The following is a 24,679-nucleotide window of genomic DNA, read 5'->3' as shown; positions in this document are numbered from 1 at the left end:
GCGGCCCCACGCTTGGGTTACCATACCGCCCTTGCGCAACGCCCATCACCCAAGCCAAGCCCTCGCTTGCTCGACTCGACACCAACAGGTCATCCATGCGTCTGTTTCATACCTCCGACTGGCACCTGGGCCAAAGCCTGCACGGCCAGGAACGCGATTTCGAACACGCCTGCTTCCTCGAATGGCTGCTCGGCCAGCTGCGCCTGCGTCAGCCGGATGCGCTGCTGATCGCCGGGGACATCTTCGATACGGTCAACCCGCCGGTCAAAGCCCAGGAGCGCCTCTACGATTTCATCGTCCAGGCCCACGAACAGTTGCCCAAGCTGGACATCGTGATGATCGCCGGCAACCACGACTCCGGCTCGCGCATCGAGCTGCCCGCTGCACTCATGCGCCGCCTGCGTACCCATGCCCTGGGCCGCGTGCACTGGCTGGACGAAGGCCAGCTGGACGCCGAGCGCCTGCTGATCCCGCTGACCAATGGCCGTGGCAAGGTCGCCGCCTGGTGCCTGGCCCTGCCCTTCCTGCGCCCGGCCGAGGTGACTGGCCCGCAACTGGGCGACGATTACTTGCAAGGCATCACCCAGGTACACCAGCAACTGATTGCCGCTGCGCAGAAGAAGCGCAAGAAGGACCAGGCGCTGATCGCCATCAGCCACGCGCACATGGCCGGTGGCGCGGTGTCGGAGGACTCCGAACGCAGCCTGATCATCGGTAACGCCGAGGCGCTGCCGGCCAGGCTGTTCGACAAGGCCATCAGCTACGTCGCCCTGGGCCACCTGCACAAGCCGCAGAAGGTCAACCGCGAAGAACGCATTCGCTACAGCGGTTCGCCGATCCCGCTGTCGTTCGCCGAGATCAACTACCCGCACCAGGTGCTGGAAGTGGAGCTGGATGGCAGCGGCCTGGTCAGCGTCGAGCCGCGCCCGGTACCGCGCGCGGTGGCCCTGCAACGGGTTGGCCCGGCACCGCTGGGCGACCTGTTGGTGCAACTGGGCGAGCTGCCAGTGATCGACCTGCTTGAAGACCCCAACCGCCAGCCCTGGCTGGAAGTGCGGGTGATCCTCGACGAGCCGCAACCCGACCTGCGCCAGCAGATCGAAGGCGCCCTGCAAGGCAAGGCCGTGCGCCTGGTGCGCATCAGTGCCGAATACGCCGGCCGCAACAACGCCGAAGACGACGACCTGGCCTTCGTCGAACTGGCCCAGATGACCCCGCAGGACTTGTTCAGCCGCGCCTGGGAGCAGGCCTATGGCAACCCTGTCGACGAACAGGCGCTGGCCGACTTTGCCCTGCTGTTGCAGGACGTGCAGCAGGAAGAGGAACAGCCATGAAGATTCTCGCCATCCGCCTGAAGAACCTGGCATCGCTGGCCGGCCCGATCGACATCGACTTCACCGCCGAGCCGCTGGCCAGCGCCGGCCTGTTCGCCATCACCGGCCCTACCGGCGCCGGCAAGAGTACCCTGCTCGACGCCCTGTGCCTGGCCCTGTTCGGCAGCGTCCCGCGGCTGAACGACATCGGCCGCGAGGCCAAGGTGCCGGACGCCGACGGCGACATCCCCACCTCCGACCCGCGCAACCTGCTGCGCCGGGGTACCGGCAGCGGCTTTGCCGAAGTCGACTTCGTCGGCATCGATGGCCGCCGCTACCGGGCCCGCTGGGAAGCCAACCGCGCCCGCGACAAGGCCAACGGCAAGCTGCAGCTCAGCCGCCAGAGCTTCTACGACCTGGACAGCGAGCAGGTGCTGGCCAGCGGCAAGAACGAATACAAGCAACTGGTCGAAGCCCGCCTGGGCCTGAATTTCGAGCAGTTCACCCGCGCGGTGATGCTGGCCCAGAGCGAGTTCGGCGCCTTCCTCAAGGCCGACGACAAAGAGCGCAGCGAACTGCTGGAAAAGCTCACCAACACGGCCATCTATACCCGCCTGGGCCAACGCGCCTTCAGCAAGGCGCGCGAGGCCGGCGAAGCCCACAACGCCCTCAAGGAGCGTGCCAGCCACCTGCTGCCGATGGCCGCCGAAGCTCGCGCCGAACTCGACCAGCGCCTGGAGCTGGCACAGCAGCAGTTCAAGGCCGACCAGGCCGCCGAGCGCCAGCTGGAACAGCAACGCAACTGGCTGAATGAACAACACCAGTTGCAGGCCCAGCACGCCGCAGCCAGCAGCGCCCTGCAGGCCGCCGAACAGGATTGGCAGCAACTGGCCGAGCAGCGCCTGGACCTGGTCCGCCTGGAGCGCCTGGCGCCGCTGCGTCATCAGTTCCATCGCCAGCAGACGCTGGATGCACAACTGGCGCCGGTGGCGGAAAAAATTGCCGGGCAACAGCATCAGCAAGCTGAGCTGCAGGGCCGGACCGGCGAGCTCGAACAGGCGCTGCAAGCGGCACGCCAGGCACTGGCCGACAGCCAGGCGCAACACGGCGAAAATGCGCCGCGGCTGCGCCAGGCCTTCGCCGCCCAGGACAACCTGGCCCGCCTGGATCAGGAGCTGGCCGCCCAGCGCAGCGCCAGCCAGCAGGCCGACCAGCAGGTTGCCGAAGGCCAGCAACAGGTGCAGCAGCTGCACGAGCACCAGCAGCGCAGCCTGCAACAGTTGGCGCAGATCGACAGCGCCCTCGCCGACAGCCAGCACCTGGCGGGCCTGGCCGATGCCTGGCACGCCTACCTGCCGCAACTGAAGCAGGTGATGCTGATCGGTGGCCGCCTGGCCAAGGGCCGCGAGGAACTGCCCGGCCTGCAGGCCCAGGCCAGCCAGGCCACTGCGCAACTGCAGGCCGAGCGCGAAGCCTTCGACCTGCTGTTCCGCGAAGCCAAGGCCGAGCCACAGGCGCTGGCGGAGCAGATCGACCTGCTGGGCGGCATGCTGCAGGACAACCGCAAGCAGCAGCGCGCCGTGGAAGAGCTGTCACGCCTGCATGGCCGTGAACTGGAACTGCACGAACAACTGGCGGTGCTGCGCGAGCGGCAACAGCAGGCCATGCAGCAGCGCCAGCAACTGATCAGCGAGGGCACCGCCGCCAAGGCCGAGCTGCAAGCTGCCGAGCAGGCGCTCAACCTCACCCGGCAGTTGCTGGAGCGCCAGCGCCTGGCGCGCAACACCAGCGTCGAAGCGCTGCGCGAGCAGCTGCGCGACGGCGAACCCTGCCCGGTGTGCGGCAGCGTCGAGCATCCGTTCCATCAACCGGAAGCGTTGCTGCAGAGCCTGGGCCGGCATGACCAGGCCGAAGAAGACGCCGCGCAGCAGCAGGTCGATACCTTCAACAGCAAGCTGGTGGAATTGCGCACCCAGCTGGGCGTGGTCAACGCCCAGCTCAAGGACTACCAGCAGCAACAGCAGCACCTGGGCGAGCAGCTGCAAGCCCAGGTGGCCCAGGTGCAGGCGCACAGCCTCTGGCCGGCCCTGGCGCCGCAGGACGACAAGGCCCGCAGCACCTGGCTGGACGGGCAGCTGCGGCGTCTGGAGCAGGAAATCAGCCACGACGAGCAACGCCAGAGCGCGCTGCTCGCGCTGCAGAAGGATGCCGCCCGCCTCAACCAGCAGCTGCAGGCCGCCCACCAGGCGCAACAGCAAGCCCAGCGCCACCTCGAGCACCAGCACCAGGCCCTGGCCAGCGACGAGCAGCAGTTGCAGCAAAGCCTGAACGACCTGGCCGGCGTGTTGCCGGAAACAGTGCTCAAGGCGCTCAGCGACGACCCGGCCAACGCCTTCCTGGCCCTGGACCAGCAGATCGCCCTGCGCCTGCAGCTACTCGAGCAACGCAAGGACGAGCAGCAGGAACAGCAAGCCCGCCAGGCCCAGCTGGACAAGCTGCACGACCAGCACCAGGCGCGCGTGCAAACCCAGCAGCAGCTGCAGCAACAGCTTGCCGCCCTCGACGCACAGCGCCAGCACGCCCAGGCCTCGCTCGGCGAACTGCTGGGCGAACACGCCAGCGCCGAAGCCTGGCAACAGCACATGGACACCGCCCTGGAACAGGCCCGTGCGCTTGAGGCGGACACTGCCCAACGCCTGCAGGAGCTGCGCAACCAGGGCGTGCAACTGGCCAGTGAACTGAATGCCAACTGCCGCCAGCAACAGGCACTGGAGGCCGAGCGCCAGCAGTTGCAAGCGCAGATCGCTGAGTGGCGCAGCGCACATCCGGAACTGGACGATGCCGGCCTGGATCGCCTGCTGGCCATGGATGACAGCCAGGTGAACGAGCTGCGCCAGCGCCTGCAAGGCGCCGAAAAAGCCATCGAACAAGGCCGCGTGCTGCTGCAGGAACGTGAGCAGCGCCTGCAGCAGCATGCCGCGCAGATGGCCGTCGATACCTCGGCCGAAGCCTTGGAACAGGCCTTGGCCGACTTGCGTGAACGCCTGGCCGGGCATGAGCAGCAGTGTGCCGAACTGCGCGCCCAGCAGGCCGACGACCAGCGCCGGCAACAGGCGCACCAGGCGCTGGCGGCAGAGATCGAGCAGGCCCACCAGCAATGGCAGCGCTGGGCCCGCCTGAACGCCCTGATCGGCTCGGCCTCGGGCGACGTGTTCCGCAAGATCGCCCAGGGCTACAACCTAGACCTGTTGCTGCACCACGCCAACACCCAGCTGCGCCAGCTGGCCCGCCGCTACCGCCTCAAGCGCGGCGGCAGTGCCCTTGGCCTGCTGGTGCTGGATACCGAAATGGGCGACGAGCTGCGTTCGGTGCACTCGCTGTCGGGCGGGGAAACCTTCCTGGTGTCGCTGGCCCTGGCCCTGGGCCTGGCCTCGATGGCCTCCAGCACCTTGCGCATCGAATCGCTGTTCATCGATGAGGGCTTCGGCAGCCTCGACCCGGAATCCTTGCAACTGGCCATGGATGCCCTCGACGGCCTGCAGGCCCAGGGCCGCAAGGTGGCGGTGATTTCCCACGTGCAGGAAATGCACGAACGCATCCCGGTGCAGATCCAGGTGCGCCGGCAGGGCAACGGCCTTAGCGATGTGGAGGTGTGCGGGTGATTCTCTACTCGTTCCGCCGTTGCCCCTGGGCCATGCGTGCGCGCCTGGCCCTGCGCTATGCCGGCTGCGAGGTGGAGATCCGCGAAGTGGCGATGAAGAACAAGCCGGCAGAACTGCTCGCGTTGTCGCCCAAGGGCACGGTGCCGGTGCTGGATACCGGTACCGAGGTGCTGGAAGAGAGCCTGGACATCATGCGCTGGGCGCTGGCACGCAACGACCCGCAGGATTGGCGGCTGCAAGCCGACGCTACTGCGGCGCAGCAGGCTGAAGCACTGATTGCGCGCAACGACAGCACGTTCAAGGCGCAGGTGAACCTGTACAAGTACGCCGAGCGCTACCCGGCGCACTCCCGCGCACATTACCGGCAACAGGCCGAAACCTGGCTGGCCGAGCTTGAAAGCTTGCTCGCCGGCCGGCCTTACCTGCTGGCCGACCATCCGAGCATTGCCGATGCCGCACTGCTGCCCCTGATGCGCCAGTTTGCCGGGGTCGAACCGCAGTGGTTCGCCGAGGCGGCTTATCCGCGGGTGCGGAGCTGGCTGCAGGGCTGGTTGGCTTCGGCACTGTTCAAGGCAGTCATGGCCAAATAGGTTCATACGGTCCGTTGTAGGAGCGAGGCGGATTCACGCGTGTTGCTTGCCGCTCAGGGCCGCATGGAAGTGGGCACTCTGGCGCAGGTACTGCTCGGTGTAGCTGTGGGTCGCGGACGCTTTGCCGCTGCTGTCGGCGTGGGCATGCGTCGGCAGGACGACCGAAGCGGAAATGGCGGATGCAGCAATGACCGGGAAGAGATTGAAGTTCATCTGGGTTGACCTCGACGGCGGTGGTTTGACGGTGGCCCATCCGGGCCTTGGGTCAAACTTACGCCGCCGAGGGCGCCGGCAGAAATTCATTGCGGCAGTATCGGTTATCACGGCAATCGATATCACTCGATGAATTTCAAGTCCGACGGGGCGTCCTGCTTCAGCGTCTGCACCGTTTCCCCCAGCTTGCCGCTGCGTGGGTCGCGGCGTATCACCACGATCTGGTTGCTCTTCTGGTTGGCCACCAACAGGAAGTTGTCACTCGGGTCGAGGGCGAATTCCCGGGGATGATCACCCTCCACCGAGCGGCGTTGCAACAGCGTCAGCTGGCCGTCCTGCTTGCCCACGCTGAAGGCGACGATCTCGTTGCTCGTGCCACGGTTGCTCACATACAGGAAGCGCCCGTCCGCCGACAAGTGCAAGCCACCGGCCGCTTTCGCCGCCGCCTCCTGGCGCTCGGCCAGGGGCAGGCGCTGGCGTTCGACCAGGTTGCCGTCCTGCACGTCGAACATGACCACCTCGGCACTTATTTCCAAGGTCAGGTAGGCATGCCGGCCCTTGGCATCGAACAACAGGTGGCGCGGCCCGCTACCCGGTGGCAGATCCACCGACGCCGGGATCGCCGGTGTCAACGGGTGGTCGGCGCTGGCGCCGTCGTAGCGGTAGATGAACACCTTGTCGGCGCCCAGGTCGCTGGCGTACAGGTGCCGACCGTCGGGTGACAGCACCAGCGAATGCACGTGGGCACTGGCCTGGCGCTCGGGGTTGACCCCGCTGGCCTGGTGTCGGGCATGTTGCACCACCGGCTTGAGCTTGCCGTCCCTGGCCACCGGGATCACCACCAGGCTGCTGCCGGGGTCGGGCTTGACCGCATAGTTGGCCACGAACAGGTAACGCTGGTCGCGGCTGAGGCTGGCATGGGTCGGTTCGTCACCCTGGCTGGCCACCTGGTTGAGCGGCTTGATCTCGCCCTTGGCGCTGACGCTGAAACTGCTGACCTGGCCGCCAGGGGTTTCATTGACCGCAAACAGCTGGCGCTGGTCGGCCGAAAGTACCAGCCACGAGGGGCTGACGCTTTTCACCACCTGCAGCGGCGTGGGGTCTATGTGGCCGGCCTTGCTGTCAAAGCGATAACGGTAGATGCCCTGGCTGGCACCGTCGGTGTAACTGCCCACCAGCAAGGTGGCGGCAGGGGCATTGAGGCTCAGGCTCATCAGGCTAGTGGCCAGCAGGCTCGTCCAGATCCGCTTCATTGTCATTATCATCCGGGGCGCGAAAGGCACTCATACAGACTAGTCGATGCGCGCCGTCGGCATCGTCGAGTTGCCATTCGTCAGCGATGGCGACGGCAGCGGCGACTTGTTCGGCAGAGAAGGACCAGCGGCGCAACTGGCGGCCGTCCATGCATTCGACGGTGAGGCCGGACTCGTCGATGGTGAAATCGAAGGCGTGCAGGCCGTCGATCAGGAGCATGTCGCAGGACTGCAGGGCGGTGGCGAGGGGGGACATGGGGTTACCTGTGAGGGATGTGCCGGCATTATACCCCCCGGGCTGCGTTGCAGCCCATCGCGACACCAGGCCGCTCCTACACGGGTCGCGCCGATTGGCACGTCGTTCCCAGGGAGGAGCGGCCCCGCTGTTCAATGGGCGAAGATCGAGCCGCCCTCCTTGCCCACCATCTTCTCCGGCTTGATCAGGAACCTGGCCAGGGCCGGCAGCAGCCACAGCGCACCAAACATGTTCCACAGCAACATGAAGGTCAGCATCAGGCCCATGTCGGCCTGGAACTTGATCGCCGAGAAGATCCAGGTGCACACGCCAATCGCCAGGCACAAGCCGGTGAACAGCACCGCCTTGCCGGTCGAACGCAGGGTCTGGTAGTAGGCTTCCTGCAACGGCAGCCCCGCGCGCAGGAAACTCTCCAGGCGGCTGTAGATGTAGATGCCGTAGTCCACGCCGATGCCCACGCCCAGCGCCACCACCGGCAGGGTCGCCACCTTGACGCCGATGCCCAGGTAGGCCATCAGCGCGTTGCCCAGCACCGAGGTCAGCACCAGTGGCAGGACGATGCACAGGGTGGCGGCGAACGAGCGGAAGGTGATCAGGCACATCACCGCCACGCAGATGTACACCATGATCAGGATGGTCAGCTCGGCCGACTTGATCACTTCATTGGTTGCCGCCTCGATGCCGGCGTTGCCCGCCGCCAGCAGGAACTGCAGGCCTTCCTTGTTGTGGCTGTCGGCAAACGCCTTGGCCACGGCAGTGACCCGTTCCAAGGTCTCGGCCTTGTGGTCGTTGAGAAACACCAGCACCGGTGCCAGCGAGCAGTCACCGTTGTACAGGCCATCGGCGCGGGCAATGGAATTGTTGAGGATGTCGGGGTTGCGCGACAAGGTCTCCCACTTCAGGCTGCCCTCGTTCATGCCCTTGATCACCTGCTTGGACACGGTCACCAGGGAAATCGCCGATTGCACCCCCGGGGTGTTCTGCATGGTCCACATCAGCTCGTCGATCGGCGCCATGGTCGAGTGGATCGAACAGTGTTCCGGTGGGGTCTTGACCATGATCACCAGCACATCGGAACTGGTCGAGTAGTTGCTGATGATGAAGTTGTTGTCCTGGTTGTAGCGCGAGTCGGGGCGCAGCTCCGGCGCGCCCTGGTCGAGGTCGCCGATCTTCAGGTTCTGGCTGTACCACAGGCCACCGGCAAAGGCGACCAGCGCCAGCACCACGGACACCGGTGCTACCCGGGCGCTGGCGAAGTTCGACAGCAGGCGCCAGAACGGATGCTCGCGGGTGGCGTCCTGCTTGCTGCGCGCGACGGCCTTGTTGCTGATGCCGACGTAGGAGATGGCCACCGGCAGCAGGATCAGGTTGGTGAACACGATCACCGCCACGCCGATGGAGGCGCCGATGGCCAGTTCACGAATCACCCCGATGTCGATGATCAGCAGGGTGATGAAGCCCACGGCATCGGCGAGGATGGCGATCATCCCCGGCAGGAACAGCTGGCGGAAGGTGCGCCGGGCTGCAGTGAGCGCGTTGTCGGCGTCGCTGGACTGCAGGGCGATGCCGTTGATCTTCTGCACCCCGTGGGAAATACCGATGGCGAAGATCAGGAACGGCACCAGCATCGAGTAGGGGTCCAGGCCGAAACCCACCGCATGCATCAGCCCCAGCTGCCAGACCACCGCCACCAGGGTGGTGATGAGCACGGCGATGGTGCTGCGGATGCACCAGGTGAACCAGTACAGCAACACCCAGGTGATGGCCAGGGCGATGCCGAAGAACATCGCCACCATCACCAGGCCATCGATCAGGTCGCCGACCTTCTTGGCGAAACCGATGATGTGCACCTTGACGTTGGGGTTCTGCGCCTGGAACTTGTCGCGGATCTTCTCTTCCAGCTGGTGCGAGAACTGCTGGTAGTCCAGCTTCACCTGCCTGCCCGGGTCCTGCGGGTCGGGGTAGCTCTCCAGCAGCGGCACGTCGACGATGCTGGACTTGAAGTTGTTCGCCACCAGGCGCCCCACCTGGCCCGACTTGAGCACGTTGTCGCGCAGGGTGTCGAGGCTGTCCTGGGAGCCGTTGTAGGTGTTGGGTATGACTTCGCCGCCGGAGAAGCCTTCTTCGGTCACCTCGCTCCAGCGCACGCTGGGGCTCCACAGCGACTTCAGCCCGGCCCGGTCGACACCGGGGATGTAGAACACTTCGTCATGGACCTGGCGCAGGGTCTCCATGTAGTCCTTGTCGAAGATGTCGCCGTTGACCGCCTCCACCGAGATGCGCACGGTGTTGCCGAGGTTGGCCAGGTCGTTGCGGTGCGCCATCATCTGCTCGATGAACGGGTGCTGCAGCGGGATCATCTTCTCGAAACTGGTAGACGGGCGAATCTGCGTGGCCTGCCAGAACAGGAAAATGCTCACCAGCAGGCACAAGGCGATGACCACCGGGCGGTTGTTGAAGATCAGGCGCTCCAGCAACGTGGCCTTGTCCTGGTGATGCGGGTGCATGGTGATGCTCTCCCTGCTGGTCATGGCTGCACCTCCTGGTCGGCACCCTGGGCAGTGGCCAGGTGCACGCCACCCTGCCCGACCAGCAACAGGCCGCCGTTGGCCAGGCCACTGACGCCGGCCAGGGCAATGCGGTCGGCGCGGTTGTAGACACTGAAGGTGTGGCCATCGTCGTTGCTGCGCAGCACGCTGCCGCCGTTGCCGACCAGTACCAGGCTGCCATCGTCGACAAGCGTGGCGCCTGCCAGGCCGAACTCGAGGTTGCCGCGTGCGGCCTTGAGCTCGATCGGCTGCCAGCTGTCGCCGAAATCGCTGGAGCGGAACAGGTTGCCGCGCAGGCCGTAGGCCAGCAGCGTATGGGGCTGGGCGGTGCCGATCACGCCGAACAGCGAGCCTGCATAGGGGCCCTGGGCCTTGCTCCAGGTCTGGCCGTGGTCGGCCGAGCGGAACATGCTGCCCTGCTCGCCGACGATGAACAGCCCGGCATCACGGACCTCGGCGATACCGTTCAGGTGCAACTGGTCGGGGTTGTCCAGGCGCTCGGCCACGTCCTGCCAATGCTGGCCGCCGTCGGTGGTTTCCAGCAAGGCGCCGTAGGCGCCTACGGCAAAGCCATGCTGGGCGTCGAGGAAGGCCACATCGAGCAACGGTGCTTCACGGGAAAGGTCTTCGAACTGCTTGCTCCAGGTGGCCCCGCCATCGTTGCTGGTGAGCACCTGTGCATCATGGCCGACCGCCCAGCCGCGCTTGTCGTCGAGGAAGAACACCGCCGTCAGCAGTTGCCGGGTGGGTACCCGGGCCTGGGTCCAGGTACGGCCCTGGTCGTCGGAAAACAGGATGTGGCCGCGATCGCCCACCACCACCAGGCGTTTACCGGCCTGGGCGGCATCGATCAGCAGGCTCTGGCTGGCCTTGGCCGACTCGGTGGAATATTCCTCGGCCGCTGCGGCCTGGGCAGCCTCGGCCCAAACCCCCAGTGCCAGTGCCAGCATCGCGCTGGTTGCCAATGGCCAGGCACCACGCCTGTTCTGCTGCCCCATGACTGCCCCCTGTTGTGTTCTTGTTGGTGGGTCAATGCATTGCAGGTACTGCGAAAAGCCTGAGCTAGAGGCCTGCAATAACTTGACCGGATCGTAGCGGGGATGTTTGCGGGAAGACAACGGGCGGGGTGTTATGTTTTGTTATCGGCGTGTAGCCAGGGGCCGCTGTGCGGCCCATCGCGACACAAGGCCGCTCCTACAGCGACCGCGAACGCCGGAAGAACGCGGCCCCTGTAAGGGTGTAGCCGGGGGCCATCGCGACACAAGGCCGCCCCGACAGGGACCGCGAATGCCGGATTGACGCGGGTCCCTGTAGGAGCGGCCTTGTGTCGCGATGGGCTGCATAGCAGCCCCTTTGGCCCTCAAGCCAGGCTCTTGCTCACCACTTCATACACATCACTGGACAGCTCACCAGAAGCCAGAATCCGCTCCAGCTCGCCTTTCATCAGCGCCTGGCGCGCAGCGTCATACTTGCGCCAGCGCGTCAGCGGCGCCAGTTGCCGCGAGGCGATCTGCGGGTTCAGCGCATTCAGCTCGATCACCAGGTCGGCCAGGAAGCGATACCCCGAGCCATCCGCGGCATGGAAGTTGACCAGGTTCTGCCCGGCAAAGGCGCCGATCAGCGCACGCACCTTGTTCGGGTTCTTCAGGGTGAACGCCGGGTGCTGCATCAGCGCCTTGACCCGCGCCAGCCCGCCCGGCAGGGTGCTGGCCGCCTGCACGCTGAACCACTGGTCCATGACCAGCGGGTTGTCCTTGAAGTGCTCGGCGAAGGCCTCCAGGGCCTTGGCCCGTTCTGCCTCGAACGGCGAGTTGACCAGTACCGCGAGCGCAGTCAGGCGCTCGGTCATGTTGTCGCACTGCTCGAACTGCTCCAGGGTCGCCGCCAGCACCTGCGGCTGGCCGCTGAGCATCAGGTACGACAGGGCGATGTTCTGCAGGCTGCGGCGGGCAAAATGCTCGGCCGAGGCCACGTAGGCGGTGTTGCGCGATACCTCGCGGTTGGCCTGGTAGCGCGCCCACAGGGCGTCGAACAGCTGCTCGGCGATCTGCCGACGGGCGAACTCGCGGGCAGCGTGAATGGCATCCACATCGGCGACCTGGCTGATCTCGGTGAGGTAGGCCTCACCCGGCAGCGAGAGCATCTCGGCGACCATCGCCGGGTCCAGGGCCTGGTTGCCGAGCACGGTACCCAGTGCAGTGATCAGGCGCTGGTCGAGTTGCAGCGCTTCGCCACGCTGATGCTGACCGATCAGCTCCTGCAGCACCTGCACCGACAGCTGCTGCCCGGCTTCCCAGCGGTTGAAGCCATCGCTGTCGTGCTGCATCAGGAACATCAGCTGGTCGCGGTCGTAGGGGAAGCTGAGCTTGACCGGTGCGCTGAAGCCGCGCAGCAGCGACGGCAGCGGCTTGGCCTGGATGCCCTGGAAGGTGAAGGTCTGCTCGGCTTCGGTCACCGCCAGCACGCGGCTGCTGCCTTGCGCGGCCGCTTCACCCGCCAGTTGCAACGGCAAGTCGTTGCCGGCGGCGTCCAGCAGGCCCAGTTCCACCGGGATCACGAACGGCAGCTTCTCGGCCTTGTCCGGGGTCGGCGGGCAGCTTTGGCGGAAGCTCAGGCTGTAGGTCTGCGCGGCAGCATCATAAGCCTCGCTGACGTCCAGGCGCGGGGTGCCGGCCTGGTTGTACCAGCGCTTGAACTGGGTCAGATCGAAGCCATTGGCGTCTTCCATGGCCTTGATGAAGTCGTCGGTGGTCACCGCCTGGCCATCGTGGCGCGCGAAATACAGGTCGCTGCCCTTGCGGAAGCCCTCGGCGCCCAGCAGGGTACGCACCATGCGCACCACTTCGGCGCCCTTCTCGTACACGGTCAGGGTGTAGAAGTTGGAAATTTCGATGAAGCTGTCCGGGCGCACCGGGTGCGCCATCGGCCCGGCGTCTTCGGCGAACTGGTGGGTACGCAGGTAGGCGACATCCTCGATGCGCTTGACCGTGCGCGAGTTCATGTCGGCACTGAACTCGGCATCGCGGAACACCGTGAAGCCTTCCTTGAGCGACAGCTGGAACCAGTCACGGCAGGTGACGCGGTTGCCTGACCAGTTGTGGAAGTACTCGTGGGCCACCACGCCTTCGACGCGCTGGTGGGCGGCATCGGTAGCGGTTTCGGCACGCGCCAGCACGCAGCTGGAGTTGAAGATGTTGAGGCCCTTGTTTTCCATGGCGCCCATGTTGAAGTCGTTGACCGCGACGATCATGAAGATGTCCAGGTCGTACTCGCGGCCGTAGACTTCCTCGTCCCAGCGCATCGACTTCTTCAGGCTGACCATGGCGTGCTCGCACTTGTCGATGTTCTCGGGCTCGACATAGATGCGCAGGGTCACGTCGCGGCCGGACTGGCGGGTGAAGCTGTCCTCGACGCACCACAGGTCACCGGCCACCAGGGCGAACAGGTAGGCCGGCTTCATGAACGGGTCTTCCCAGGTTGCCCAGTGGCGGCCGTCCTCCGCCGGACCGCTGCCGGTCGGGTTGCCGTTGGACAGCAATACCGGGTAGCGGTGCTGCTCGGCGATCACCGTGGTGGTGAAGGTGCTCATCACATCCGGGCGGTCGAGGTAGTAGGTGATCTTGCGGAAGCCCTCGGCCTCGCACTGGGTGCAGAACATCTTGCCCGACTTGTACAGGCCTTCCAGTGCGGTATTGCTTTCGGGGTGGATCTTCACGCTGGTGTCGAGGGTGAAGCGCTCGGCCCCGGGCTGTACGGTCAGGCTGTCGGCATCGAGCCGGTAGGCCTCGGGCCCGAGTTCCTGGTCGTCCAGCGAAACGCGCAGCAGTTCCAGCTGCTGGCCGTCGAGTACCAGTGGCGGCAGGCCGGTACCGCGTGCCGGGTTGCGGCGCATGACCAGTTGCGCGTGGACCAGGGTGTGGTCCTCGAACAGCTCGAAGGTCAGGTGCGTCTCGTCGATCAGGTACTCGGGCGCCTGGTAATCCTTGAGGTAGATCACTTGCGGTTGTTCGGTACGCATGTGCAGGTCCTTTTTACTGGAGCACGGCCAACTGGTAGGCCGTGTACTTGCGAATGTTGATCACACCCGTGTCGAAGATCAGGTACTGGCCCTTGATACCCAGCAGCGTGCCTTCGGCCACCGGGTCCTTGTCGAGGTTGAAGCTGACGATTTTCTTCGGGTAGGCCTCGACCGGGTATGTCATATGTACCACTTCGGCGTCAGTCAGCGGCTGGATCGCCTGCAGGCCGAAGCGGCCCTGCAGTGCTCGCAGGCCATCGGCGCAGGCAGCGAACACCTGCTCGCGAATGGCGACCAAGTCAAGTACCTCGGCGTCCCCCTTGAGCAGGGTGCGCCAGTTGGTACGGTCGGGTACCTGGCTGCGCAGCAGGTCTTCGACCAGGCCGGACTGCTGGCGGGTGGCCACGCGCAGGATCGGCAGGGCCTGGCTCGCGCCCTGGTCGAGCCAGCGGGTCGGCAACTGGGTGGCGCGGGTGATGCCGACCTTGATCCCCGACGAGTTGGCCAGGTACACCACATGGTCGGTCATGCAGAACTGTTCGCCCCACGACGGTTCGCGGCAGGTGCCGGCGTCGTAGTGGCACTTTTCCGGGGCCATGATGCACACGTCGCACTGGGCCAGCCGGGTCATGCACGGGTAGCAGTAGCCCTGGCTGAAGCTGGTCTTGGTGCGCTTGCCGCAATGGCTGCAGTGAATGGCGCCGAGGTATTCCAGGCGCAGGCGCTGGCCGATCAGCGGGTTGACCGGCACCTGGGTGTCACCCAGGCGGAAGCTGTATTGCACCACCGGCGCCTGCAGGCTGACCGCCATCTTGCTCAACGAGCCACGTGCGAGTTCGATCAATGTAGCGAGTCCGACTTGAACAGGATGTTGGCAATCGGTGCCGACTTGGATGCGCATTCCTGCGGGCCCATGTAACCGGTGCGCTGGTCTTCGGGCAGGTTCTTCATCTCCCAGGCGATTACCGCCTGCAGCGACAGCTCCTTCTGCTCGGCGGTGAGCTTGCGGCCATCGGACCATTTGCCGATCTCCACCGCCAGTTTCAGGCTCTGGTAGATCTCGGGTGTGATGTTTTCGATCATTTGCGCGAAAGTGGACATAGTGTCTCCTGATTCAAGCCGACAGTTTACGCCTGGCCAGCGCCCCACCCAAGAGTCCGGTCAGGCATCCGATGAGCAGCCCGCCGACATGCGCGGCGTTGGCGATCTGGCCCAGGCCCAGGGTACCGACCACGCCGGTCAGGCACACCACCAGCCAGATCAGCATCATGGCCAGCACACCCTTGGGCAGGGCGAAGTAACGATTGGGCGCCAGCCACTGGTACAGCCAGATGTGCCCGAGCAGGCCGTACAGCACACCGGACAACCCGCCGAACAGGCTCGGCCCGCTGGTGTAGTGCTGGGCCAGGTTGGACACCAGGCTGAACAGCACGGTCAGGCCCAGCAGCGCCCAGGAGCCCTGGCGCAGTTCGATGCGTTTGCCCAGTTCCCAGTACCACAGGCTGTTCATCGCCAGGTGCAGCACGCCGAAGTGCAGCAGCATCGGCGAGACCAGGCGCCACCACTGGCCTTGTTCCAGGCCTTGCGCCAGCGGGCTGAAGTACAGGTAGTCGCCCTGCACGCGGAAGTCGAGGAAGGTGAACCAGCTGATGGTGGTGAAGTTGTCGCCCAGCCCGGTGAGGCCAGCGACGATGAAGCACAGCAGCAGGGTAACGGTGGTGACCTTGCAGGCGCGGGCCTGTTCTGCCAGGGACGGCTGGCCAGCGCCAGGCGCGGGCATGCCCGCCGCCACCGGTTCATCGCTCACCTGGATATCGGCGTTGCCGTCGGGGTAGCGCTGGTAGAGTTCGCGCACGTCTGCGGCCAGGTTGTCAGGTGCCCACAGCACCTGCACCTCGCCCTCCTCGCTGACCCGGTGCGGCACCTGCAGGCGCTGCAGTAGCTGGACGAAGCCGCTGAGGTCGACCGACAGCGGCAGGCGCATCACTTCGATAATGTTCATTGGCTGGCCTGTGGGCGGTCGACGTCGACCCAGACGAACTTGTGCGGGTCGATGCGGGTTTCATCATCCAGCCGGTAGGCGGCCAGCTTGCCATAGAGCACCGCGCTGTAGTCCAGGCAGGCCAGGTTGGCACGGATCGGCGCCGGGCGGCCGCTGCGCCAGTAATGGCCGACGAACAGCATGGGCTCGTCTTCGGCATAGCGCAGCAAGGCGTTCTTCTGGCTGTGGCTGAGTGGGGTGTTGGCCACTTCTGCCGGCAGGGCGTCGGGCTGGAACACGATGTCGCCGTAGGTTTGCGGGTCTTCTTCCCAGAACTTGGTGCGGAAGAACGCCCGGGTCAGGCCGTCGCCGCCGGTCAGGGTCAGCCCGTCCGGCAGGCGCATGTCGGTACCGCGCAATAGCCGGTTGCACACGTTGGCCGCAAAGCTGCCATTCACCGCCGAAGCCTGGATGAAGTGCTGGTCGATGCAGCCGTCGGGGTATTGCTGGCGCAGCGGCTCGATCAGGCGTGGGTCCCAGCAGGCGTGCACCAGGCGGAAACGCCCGGCGTCGACGAACAGCGGCAGCTCGTAGAACCAGTTGACGAAGTCGTGCCAGTCCGCCGGGTGCTGGGCGAACTGGGTCAGGGTTTCGTCGATCAGCCGGGCATGCCGTGGCGTATGCTCGCGCACGTAGGCCTTGCCGCTGCCAGGCAGCGCCGGGGTCACCCAGCCCAGGGCATTGTATTCATGGTTGCCCATGATGCAGAACGCCTGGCCGGCCTCGACCATGTCATGGACGATATGCAGCGCCTCGCGAATGCGTGGCCCGCGGTCGACGATGTCGCCCAGGAACAACGCCTGGCGCCATGGATGGCGCCAGACGCCGGCCTGGCGTTTGTAACCGAGGGCGTCGAGCAGGCGTTCGAGGGTCAGCGCACAGCCATGCACATCGCCGATGATGTCGAAACTTCGCGCCGGATCGAGCATCAGTCGTCCCTGCCCCCCAGACGGCTGCCCCAGCCGAGCTTGGTGCGGCAGACCTCGTAGTAGTTGTGGTCCAGCGGGTGGATCAGGCGCAGTTTCTGCGGCTTCTTGCTCACCGTGATGGTGTCGCCGGGGGCGCAGGTGAAATGGTTCTGGCCGTCACAGGACACCTGCGGGTAGATCTGCAGGTCCTTGGATACCACGATCTTCAGCTCGCTGTTGCCATCGACCACGATCGGCCGGCCAGACAGGGTGTGCGGGTACATCGGCACGATGACGATGGCATCGAGCTTGGGGTGCATGATCGGCCCGCCAGCCGACAGCGCGTAGGCGGTGGAGCCGGTGGGCGTGGCGACGATCAGGCCGTCGGCCTTCTGGCTGCAGACGAACTGGCCATCGATGTAGATCTCGAACTCGATCATGCGCGTGGACTTGCCCGGGTGCAGCACCACGTCGTTCAGCGCATCGCCCTGGCCGATGGCTTCGTTGTGCCGGCGTACCTCGGCCTGCAGCAGGAAGCGGTTTTCCACCAGGTAGTGGCCGTCGAGCACTTCGGCGACTTTCTCTTCCAGTTCATCCGGGCGGATGTCGGTGAGGAAGCCGAGGTTGCCACGGTTGATGCCGAGTACCGGAATGTTGTGCCGGGCCAGGGCGCGGGCGGCACCGAGCAGGCTGCCATCGCCGCCGACCACGATGACCAGGTCGCAGACCTCGCCCAGCAGTTTGCGGGTGGAGGTCTGCAGGCCGTGGCCGGGCAACACTTCGGCGATGGTATCTTCGAGGATCACGTGCAGGTGGCGCTCGAGGAGGAATTTTTTCAGTCGGCGAATGGTGTCGAGCACCTGCGAGCTACCAAGGCGGCCGATGATACCGATATTGCGAAATTGCTCCATGGGGCTCCTGCGAGGCTCTGCGGCGGGTGACAATGCGCCGATTATGGGCGAAACCACCGGGCAGCGGCAAACCGGCTATGCTCGCAGGATGACGCCATTCGCCCTGCTCCACGACCTGCCCCGCCAGCTACGCCGCCCCGCCGTGCGTGACCTGGCCTGGGCGCTGTTGTCGCCGCCGTTGCTCAGCGCCCCGCCGTGCCCCCAGCGCCACCCGCTGGCCGGCAGCCTGTGGGCAGACCGGCCGCAAGGCCTGGAACGCTGGTTGCGGGCCCTGGATGATGATGACCGGCCACTGCGCGAGTGGCTCGCGCAACTGGGCAGCCGGCGCCTGGGCCATTATTACGAACGCCTGTGGCAATTCGCCCTGGGCCAGGCGCCGGGCATCGAAGTGCTGGCGGCGAACCTGGCGATTCGCGACGGCGGGCGCACCTTGGGCGAGCTGGATGTGCTGTTGCGCGACCGCGACGGCGTGCACCACCTGGAACTGGCGATCAAGCTGTACCTGGGGCCAGAGCACGCCGGGCAGGACCCTGCCACCTGGCTGGGGCCGGGGTGCCATGACCGGCTGGGCAGCAAGCTGGCGCACCTGGCGAGGCACCAGCTGCCCATGTCGCACAGTGCGCACAGTCGCGAAGTGCTGGCGCAGCTGGGGGTTGGCCAGGTGCAGGCGCATGTGTGGCTGGGGGGTTATCTGTTCTACCCGTGGCCAGGCCAGGCCGAGCCCCCGCAGGGCGCCAACCCGCAGCACCTGCGCGGGCGCTGGCTGCGGCGGCGCGACTGGGTACTGGCCGAGGGTGAGCGCTGGCAGCCGCTGCAGCGGCATGCCTGGCTGGCACCGGCGCGGGTCGAAGCGGCGGAGTGCTGGGAGGTGGAGCAGTTTGCAGCATGGTTGCACCTGCTGCAGCGGCAGGCACCGGCGCAATTGCTGGTGCGCCTGGAACGCGAGGCTGACAGCGCCTGGCAGGAAGCGGAGCGGGTGTTTCTGGTGGCTGACAGCTGGCCGCTTGCGCCCGAGGCATGAGGACCGCTGGACCTGCCTCTTCGCGGGTAAACTCGGGCGCCCAGGTGTCGCGACACCTTCAGCAGCAGCAAAGTTCCCACGGGGGGCGGGTTTACCCGCAAAAAGACCGACGCAGGTGACACAATTTTCACAGACCCAGCGCAAAGATTCGCTGCCCGATAACCTTTACAGTTTTACCTGAGCGCCAACAAGAGCGCCTTCCCGACCCTGATGACGAGGACCGATCATGGTTTCAACCACCCCCGCGCCCCATTACGCGCGCCTGTCCATCGCCCTGCACTGGCTGATGCTGGTGCTGCTGGCCGCTGTCTATGCCCTTATCGAGTTCCGCGGCCTGTTCCCCAAGGACAGCGTCGAACGCAACCTGATGAAAGAGCTGCACTTCATGCTCGGGCTCAGCGTGTTCGTGCTGGTCTGGCTGCGCCTGGCCATCCGCCTGAGCAACCCGACGCCACCGATCACGCCAAAGCCGCCGGCCTGGCAGACCGGGCTGGCGCACCTGGTGCACCTGGCGCTGTACCTGCTGATGATCGGCCTGCCGCTGGCCGGCTGGCTGATCCTCAGCGCGGCCGACAAACCGGTGCCGTTCTTCGGCCTGGAGCTGCCACACCTGATCGGCCCCGACCCGGACCAGGCCAAGTTCATCAAGGGCTGGCATGAACGCGTCGGCAGCTGGGGCTACTGGTTGATCGGCATCCATGCCGTGGCCGGCCTGTACCATCACTACGTCAAGCGCGACAACACGCTGTTGCGCATGCTGCCCTACAAGTAACCGCGCCGGCCTTGCAGGCCGCCGGTATGCACCACGAGCAGGCGAGTGCCGGGCGCGAACAGCCCGGCCTCGACCTGTTGCCGCAGGGCCAGCAGCGCCTTGCCGGTATACAGGGCTTCCAGTGGCACGCCGGTGTGCCGCTCGCAGTCGGCGATGAATGCCAGCAGTTCATCATCGAACTTGCCGAAGCCGCCACGGCAGGCGTCGTGCAATTGATAGCCCTGCGTCCCCGCCAGTTCCTTCACCGCCTGCTCCACGCCATGATCGCGGGGTATGGCCAATGCGCCATGCACCATATGCCTGCCCTCCTCGGCCAGCACCAGGCCGGCCAGGGTCGTCCCGGTTCCAGCGGCCAGCCACCAGGCGTCATAGTCGGCCCAGCCGAGTGCGGCGAGTTGGGCGCGGGCCTGCTGCAGGATCAGGGCACAGCCTTGCGCCCCCGCCAGCCCGCCACCACCCTCGGCAATACACTGCCAACCCGGATAGCGCGCCTGCCAGGGTTGCCAGAAACCGGGTTGGTTGCGCGCGCGGTAGCCGCCGTAGCCCAGCCAGTGCAGCTGCATGCCCAACGCCTGCAGGTCACGCACGGTCGGCGTGTCCTGGGCGTGCCCGCGCAGCAGCCCGGCGGTGGCGAAACCGAAGCGTTTGCCGGCGGCGGCCAGGGCGTGCAGGTGGTTGGAATGGTTGCCACCCAGGCTGATCAGCCCGGGAGCGTTGCTGGCCATGGCCTGCTGCAGGTGATGGCGCAGCTTGAACCATTTGTTGCCGCTGATCAGCGGGTCGATCAGGTCCAGGCGCAGGATGGCGGCTTCGACCCTGGCGTTTTCCAGCCAGGGCAGGTTCAGTGGGTGCAGGGGGGCTTGGGCTAGGTCGAGGGGCATGCAGCGAGTTTACCAGTGAACGCGGGGGGGCGCGTTGCGCCCCTTTCACGACACAAGGCCGCTCCTGCAGGAGCCCGCGGCTTTGCAAATCCCTGTAGGAGCGGCCTTGTGTCGCGAAAGGGCCGCAACGCGGCCCCCAGCAAGTTCAGAGCTCGGCCGCCAGTCTCGAACCTTGATTGATCGCCCGCTTGGCATCCAGCTCCGCCGCCACATCCGCACCGCCAATCAGGTGCACTGACTGCCCCGCCGCCACCAGCCCGCCCTGCAGCTCGCGCAACGGCTCCTGGCCGGCACAGATCACCACATTGTCCACCGCCAGCACCTGCGGCTCGCCGTCGGCCACGCGAATGTGCAGGCCGGCATCGTCGATGCCCAGGTACTCGACACTGTTGAGCATCTGCACCTGCTTGTTCTTCAGCCCGGTGCGGTGAATCCAGCCGGTGGTCTTGCCCAGGCCGTCGCCCACCTTGGATTTCTTGCGCTGCAGCAGGTAAACCTGCCGCGCCGGCGCATGCGGCTCGGCCTTGACCCCGGCGACGCCACCGCGTGCTTCCAGCTGGGTATCGATGCCCCACTCCTTCCAGAACGCTTCACGGTCCTGGCTGCTGGCCACACCTTGATGCACCAGGTACTCGGAAACGTCGAAGCCGATACCTCCGGCGCCGATCACCGCGACAGCCTTGCCGACCGGCTTGCGCTCAAGCAGCACATCCAGGTAGCTGAGCACCTTGGCATGCTCGACACCCGGGATGGCCGGCGTGCGCGGGGCAATGCCGGTGGCCAGGATGATCTCGTCGTAGCCGCCGGCGAGCAGGCCCGGCACATCGACCCGGGTGTTCAGGCGCAGGTCCACGCCTGTGCTTTTTACCTTGTTGCGGAAATAGCGCAGGGTTTCATGGAATTCTTCCTTGCCCGGCACCCGCTTGGCCACATTGAATTGCCCGCCGATCTCGCTGGCGGCATCGAACAGGGTCACTGCGTGGCCGCGCTCGGCTGCTACCGTGGCCGCGGCCAGGCCGGCCGGGCCAGCGCCCACCACGGCAATGCGCTTCACCGCGCGCACCGGCAGGTAGTTGAGCTCGGTCTCGTGGCAGGCACGCGGGTTGACCAGGCAGCTGGTCAGCTTGCCGCCGAAGGTATGGTCCAGGCAGGCCTGGTTGCAGCCGATGCAGGTATTGATTTCGTCGCTGCGGCCGGCGGCGGCCTTGTTGACGAAGTCCGGGTCGGCCAGGAACGGCCGGGCCATCGAGACCATGTCGGCATCGCCCGCGGCCAGCACCGCCTCGGCCACTTCCGGGGTGTTGATGCGGTTGGTGGTGATCAGCGGAATGCCGACCACGCCCCGCAGCTTGGCGGTGACCTTGCTGAACGCCGCGCGCGGCACTTTGGTGGCGATGGTCGGGATGCGCGCCTCGTGCCAGCCGATGCCGGTGTTGATCAGGGTTGCGCCGGCCTGCTCGATGGCCTTGGCCAACAGCTCGATCTCGTCCCAGCTGCTGCCGCCCTCGACCAGGTCGAGCATCGACAGGCGGAAGATGATGATGAAGTTCGGCCCCACCGCAGCACGCACCCGGCTGACGATTTCCACGGCCAGGCGCATGCGGTTTTCATAGCTGCCGCCCCAGCGGTCGGTGCGCTGGTTGGTGTGGGCGGCGAGGAACTGGTTGATGAAATAGCCTTCCGAACCCATGATCTCGACGCCATCGTAGCCGGCCCGCTGGGCCAGTTCGGCGCAATTGACGAAATCGGCGATCTGCTTTTCGATCCCTGCTTCGTCCAGCTCCCTGGGCTTGAACGGGTTGATCGGCGCCTGGATCGCGCTGGGTGCCACCTGCCGTGGGCTGTAGGCATAACGCCCGGCATGCAGGATCTGCAGGCAGATCTTGCCGCCGGCGGCGTGTACCGCCTCGGTGACGATGCGGTGCTTGTCGGCCTCCTCCGCGGTGCTGAGCTTGGCCGCGCCGGAATACACCCCGCCTTCATCGTTGGGCGCGATGCCACCCGTGACCATCAGCCCAACGCCGCCCCGGGCGCGTTCGGCAAAGTACGCGGCCATGCGCTCGAAGCCGCCAGGGCGCTCTTCCAGGCCGGTGTGCATCGAGCCCATCAGGGTGCGGTTGCGCAAGGTGGTGAAGCCCAGGTCCAGCGGGGCAAGCAGGTGCGGGTAGCGGTCGGCGGCCATGGAAAGGTCCCCAATTGGCGTGATCACGGGATGCGGGCGCCTCATCAGCCGGTGGGCCCCCGTCGTTTGTCTGCCTGCGACAGTAAACAGCCGTTTGAACCGGCTCAATGATCGAAACTGACAAGTTGATGATCCTGGTGCACAGCTAAGATCTCGGCACAGGCGAACGCATCCGCTACAAGAAAACTCCCACCTCCCCGTCCGCTTCGCCGTCCACCAAAGTCTGGATCTCTGCGAAGACATCTGAAGCCAGGCTGACCGGGACGCCCCAATAATCAAAGATCCCTCCCTCATCTCGATTCTGGCCACAGGTCACAAAAACGCCGGTCCCAAACTTCTGCTTCAGGCGCATTGCCAACCAGCCAACGAAACCGCTGTTGTCGGCGCCTTGTGGAAAATGGAATCGGAAGACACCGAACAGCTCTTGCTCGACATCACAACAGGGGACCAGTTGACTCCATACCTGGTCATCCCGTACGAGCGCCAGCGCATCGCGGCGGGCGGCATCAGGAAACGATGACAACGGAAACTCCAGGAAGGTGTAAGAGCCAGGGAAGAATCGCACATGGGCTTGGGTAATGACGCGCAACAAGCGGCGCTCCGTATCTTCGACCGTTTCATGGGAAATGTTCACCATTTCAGACTCTCCGTGCAAAAGCGCGCAGCGCTTCTATTGATTGACTGCGGAGATGCTAAGCAGGAAGATCTTCAAGATAAATGCTCGAATTAAAATAACATTAACAACTAAAGATTGGGGATATGGACAAGCTAAAAAGCATGGCAGCGTTCGTAGCAGCAGCTGAGTCAGACTCCTTCTCGGCAGCAGCCGCCGTGTTAGGCGTGACGCCGCAGCTGATTGCCAAACAGGTCAGCAATCTTGAATCTCAGCTAGGCCTTAAACTGATCACCCGCACCACTCGCCGACAAAGTCTGACTGCCGTGGGCAGGGACTATTACTTGCGCTGCAAGGCTATCCTGAGCGACGTTGAAGACGCCGATGAACTGGCGCAGTCAGCAAGTTCGACACCGCGCGGAAAAATCCGCATCAGCGCGCCCTATAATTACGGCTCTCATCGACTCATCCCGTTCCTGACCCAGTACCTGACGCGATACCCAGAAACGGAAATCGAGTTGGAGTTGACCGATAGGTTCGTGAATATCGTAGAAGAGGGATTCGAAGTCGTGTTTCGGCTGGGTAACCCCCAACTGGGCCACAGCGCGGCATTGGTTCAACGCGGCTTGAGACCTTTCAGGATGTTTGCTTGCGCTTCTCCCGCTTATCTGGCACGCAAAGGCACCCCGCTTCATCCCGAACAACTGGTGGACCATGATTGCCTGGGCTATCTGTTCTCCGATCGCATGACGGACAAAGTCTGGCGATTTACCAAAAACAGGCAGACGTTCACGATCCCCATCAGGAGTCGACTGAACGTCAATAACACCCTGGCCAAGGTGAACGCCGCATTAGCGGATTTCGGCATCACGCTGTGCGTCGAGGATGTTCTGATGCCTTACGTGCAAAGGGGTGAACTGGTCGTACTCTTCGAGGAATTCGAAGGGCCCACGTATCCCGTCAATCTGATCTACCCCTTGGACCGTCGCCCCTCCGCAAAGCTCAGGCACTTCATAGACGAAGTTGTTGCTGCATTGGGTTCGCTGAAGGCTTGACGGGACAGGGCTGGTTGCGCGCCCAAGAATAACTGCTTGGGGTCGATAGCGGTCAACTCTGCGAGCGGCAGCTTCCGACCCGTAGCGGTCATTCATAGTCTGAAAGACAATGCCTACCTACGTATACCTTAGCGAGGGAGAAACTCGTGGACCTTCATGAACAATTGGCCGAGGTCATGGACGCGACGACCTTCCTGGCTTTCGTCCACGCCCTAGCGGCTGATAAGCGCGCAAACAATGATTGGGAGAATACCAGCGTTGAAGCCTTCCTAGATGCCGCAATAGCTTGGGCCGAAGTCAGTGAATTTGGTATTCGCCAAGGGCTTTCACCTTCCAACCCGTGGGCGCAGTTCGCTACATTTCTTTACTGCGGAAAAATTTACGAGAAACTGAAGAGCAATTCGGCTTCTGTTGTGTGTTTGCAAGTGGCCTAACGCCAGA

21 protein-coding genes are annotated in these 24,679 nt (G+C 65.0%); 7 read left to right on the top strand and 14 right to left on the bottom strand.

All coding sequences use genetic code 11. The annotated features are described in order from the left end of the window. Positions 1-95: 95 nt before the first annotated feature. The 3 genes from ACJA3S_RS07920 to ACJA3S_RS07910 are packed head-to-tail and all read left to right on the top strand — an operon-like array spanning position 96 to position 5,565. On the top strand, positions 96-1,334 hold the full coding sequence (locus tag ACJA3S_RS07920) for an exonuclease SbcCD subunit D C-terminal domain-containing protein (protein ID WP_406821407.1): 1,239 nt from the start codon (positions 96-98) through the stop codon (positions 1,332-1,334). After that, positions 1,331-4,975, top strand: a complete 3,645-nt coding sequence (locus ACJA3S_RS07915; protein WP_406821406.1) for an AAA family ATPase — start codon at positions 1,331-1,333, stop codon at positions 4,973-4,975. The genes ACJA3S_RS07920 and ACJA3S_RS07915 overlap by 4 nt, the downstream gene beginning before the upstream one ends. Then, positions 4,972-5,565, top strand: coding sequence for a glutathione S-transferase (locus ACJA3S_RS07910; protein WP_406821405.1), 594 nt, complete (start codon positions 4,972-4,974; stop codon positions 5,563-5,565). Before ACJA3S_RS07915 ends, ACJA3S_RS07910 begins: the two co-directional genes overlap by 4 nt. A gap of 33 nt (positions 5,566-5,598) precedes the next feature. Here ACJA3S_RS07910 and ACJA3S_RS07905 read toward each other — a convergent pair whose 3' ends face one another. The 11 genes from ACJA3S_RS07905 to ACJA3S_RS07855 form a co-directional block, all read right to left on the bottom strand. Continuing rightward, positions 5,599-5,778 (bottom strand): hypothetical protein, encoded by a 180-nt coding sequence (locus tag ACJA3S_RS07905; protein WP_406821404.1) that lies wholly within the window; start codon positions 5,776-5,778, stop codon positions 5,599-5,601. 122 nt (positions 5,779-5,900) lie between these two features. Further along, complete coding sequence (locus tag ACJA3S_RS07900) at positions 5,901-7,031, bottom strand: lactonase family protein (protein ID WP_406821403.1); 1,131 nt, start codon at positions 7,029-7,031, stop codon at positions 5,901-5,903. Next, positions 6,997-7,287 carry a DUF5629 family protein gene (locus ACJA3S_RS07895; RefSeq protein ID WP_406821402.1) on the bottom strand — a complete coding sequence of 97 codons (291 nt, stop codon included), beginning with the start codon at positions 7,285-7,287 and terminating at the stop codon, positions 6,997-6,999. Before ACJA3S_RS07895 ends, ACJA3S_RS07900 begins: the two co-directional genes overlap by 35 nt. Before the next feature lie 131 nt (positions 7,288-7,418). Then, complete coding sequence (locus ACJA3S_RS07890; protein WP_406822220.1) at positions 7,419-9,794, bottom strand: RND family transporter; 2,376 nt, start codon at positions 9,792-9,794, stop codon at positions 7,419-7,421. 20 nt (positions 9,795-9,814) lie between these two features. Then, positions 9,815-10,834: a WD40/YVTN/BNR-like repeat-containing protein gene (locus ACJA3S_RS07885; RefSeq protein WP_406821401.1), complete on the bottom strand. Its 1,020-nt coding sequence runs from the start codon at positions 10,832-10,834 to the stop codon at positions 9,815-9,817. 362 nt (positions 10,835-11,196) lie between these two features. Continuing rightward, positions 11,197-13,854 (bottom strand): aminopeptidase N, encoded by a 2,658-nt coding sequence (pepN, locus tag ACJA3S_RS07880; RefSeq protein WP_406821400.1) that lies wholly within the window; start codon positions 13,852-13,854, stop codon positions 11,197-11,199. 13 nt (positions 13,855-13,867) lie between these two features. Continuing rightward, entirely contained in the window at positions 13,868-14,698 is an 831-nt protein-coding gene (locus ACJA3S_RS07875) for a DUF2797 domain-containing protein (protein ID WP_170029000.1), read from the bottom strand. Beyond that, the gene (locus ACJA3S_RS07870; protein ID WP_161774617.1) at positions 14,695-14,955 is read right to left on the bottom strand and encodes a YeaC family protein; all 261 of its coding nucleotides are present in this window, start codon (positions 14,953-14,955) and stop codon (positions 14,695-14,697) included. The genes ACJA3S_RS07875 and ACJA3S_RS07870 overlap by 4 nt, the downstream gene beginning before the upstream one ends. A gap of 13 nt (positions 14,956-14,968) precedes the next feature. After that, positions 14,969-15,856, bottom strand: coding sequence for a rhomboid family intramembrane serine protease (locus tag ACJA3S_RS07865; RefSeq protein ID WP_406821399.1), 888 nt, complete (start codon positions 15,854-15,856; stop codon positions 14,969-14,971). Further along, positions 15,853-16,824 carry a metallophosphoesterase gene (locus tag ACJA3S_RS07860; protein WP_170028998.1) on the bottom strand — a complete coding sequence of 324 codons (972 nt, stop codon included), beginning with the start codon at positions 16,822-16,824 and terminating at the stop codon, positions 15,853-15,855. Before ACJA3S_RS07860 ends, ACJA3S_RS07865 begins: the two co-directional genes overlap by 4 nt. Then, positions 16,824-17,714 (bottom strand): NAD(+) kinase, encoded by an 891-nt coding sequence (locus ACJA3S_RS07855; RefSeq protein ID WP_011532967.1) that lies wholly within the window; start codon positions 17,712-17,714, stop codon positions 16,824-16,826. The genes ACJA3S_RS07860 and ACJA3S_RS07855 overlap by 1 nt, the downstream gene beginning before the upstream one ends. A 43-nt stretch (positions 17,715-17,757) precedes the next feature. On the opposite strand from ACJA3S_RS07855, the gene ACJA3S_RS07850 reads away from it, so the two are divergent. Further along, complete coding sequence (locus tag ACJA3S_RS07850) at positions 17,758-18,735, top strand: DUF1853 family protein (RefSeq protein ID WP_406821398.1); 978 nt, start codon at positions 17,758-17,760, stop codon at positions 18,733-18,735. A 226-nt stretch (positions 18,736-18,961) separates the two neighbouring features. Next, positions 18,962-19,507 (top strand): cytochrome b, encoded by a 546-nt coding sequence (locus ACJA3S_RS07845; protein WP_406821397.1) that lies wholly within the window; start codon positions 18,962-18,964, stop codon positions 19,505-19,507. Here the strand turns inward: ACJA3S_RS07845 and ACJA3S_RS07840 are convergent. The 3 genes from ACJA3S_RS07840 to ACJA3S_RS07830 form a co-directional block, all read right to left on the bottom strand. Beyond that, the gene (locus ACJA3S_RS07840) at positions 19,498-20,388 is read right to left on the bottom strand and encodes a 1-aminocyclopropane-1-carboxylate deaminase/D-cysteine desulfhydrase (protein WP_406821396.1); all 891 of its coding nucleotides are present in this window, start codon (positions 20,386-20,388) and stop codon (positions 19,498-19,500) included. The genes ACJA3S_RS07845 and ACJA3S_RS07840 overlap by 10 nt on opposite strands. A 145-nt stretch (positions 20,389-20,533) precedes the next feature. Beyond that, positions 20,534-22,570 carry an FAD-dependent oxidoreductase gene (locus ACJA3S_RS07835; protein WP_406821395.1) on the bottom strand — a complete coding sequence of 679 codons (2,037 nt, stop codon included), beginning with the start codon at positions 22,568-22,570 and terminating at the stop codon, positions 20,534-20,536. 175 nt (positions 22,571-22,745) lie between these two features. Next, a complete protein-coding gene (locus ACJA3S_RS07830) occupies positions 22,746-23,207 on the bottom strand; it encodes a DUF6196 family protein (protein ID WP_406821394.1) in 462 nt (153 codons plus the stop codon). Between the two features lie 122 nt (positions 23,208-23,329). On the opposite strand from ACJA3S_RS07830, the gene ACJA3S_RS07825 reads away from it, so the two are divergent. Beyond that, positions 23,330-24,238, top strand: coding sequence for a LysR substrate-binding domain-containing protein (locus ACJA3S_RS07825; protein WP_406821393.1), 909 nt, complete (start codon positions 23,330-23,332; stop codon positions 24,236-24,238). A gap of 146 nt (positions 24,239-24,384) precedes the next feature. Continuing rightward, on the top strand, positions 24,385-24,672 hold the full coding sequence (locus tag ACJA3S_RS07820) for a hypothetical protein (protein ID WP_406821392.1): 288 nt from the start codon (positions 24,385-24,387) through the stop codon (positions 24,670-24,672). The last annotated feature ends 7 nt before the right edge of the window (positions 24,673-24,679 follow it).

It is taken from the genome of Pseudomonas sp. KnCO4 (genome assembly GCF_045344305.1).
GTDB lineage: Bacteria > Pseudomonadota > Gammaproteobacteria > Pseudomonadales > Pseudomonadaceae > Aquipseudomonas > Aquipseudomonas anuradhapurensis.
The sequence above is the reverse complement of the archived record's forward strand: the minus strand, read 5'-3'. Positions and strand labels throughout refer to the sequence as shown.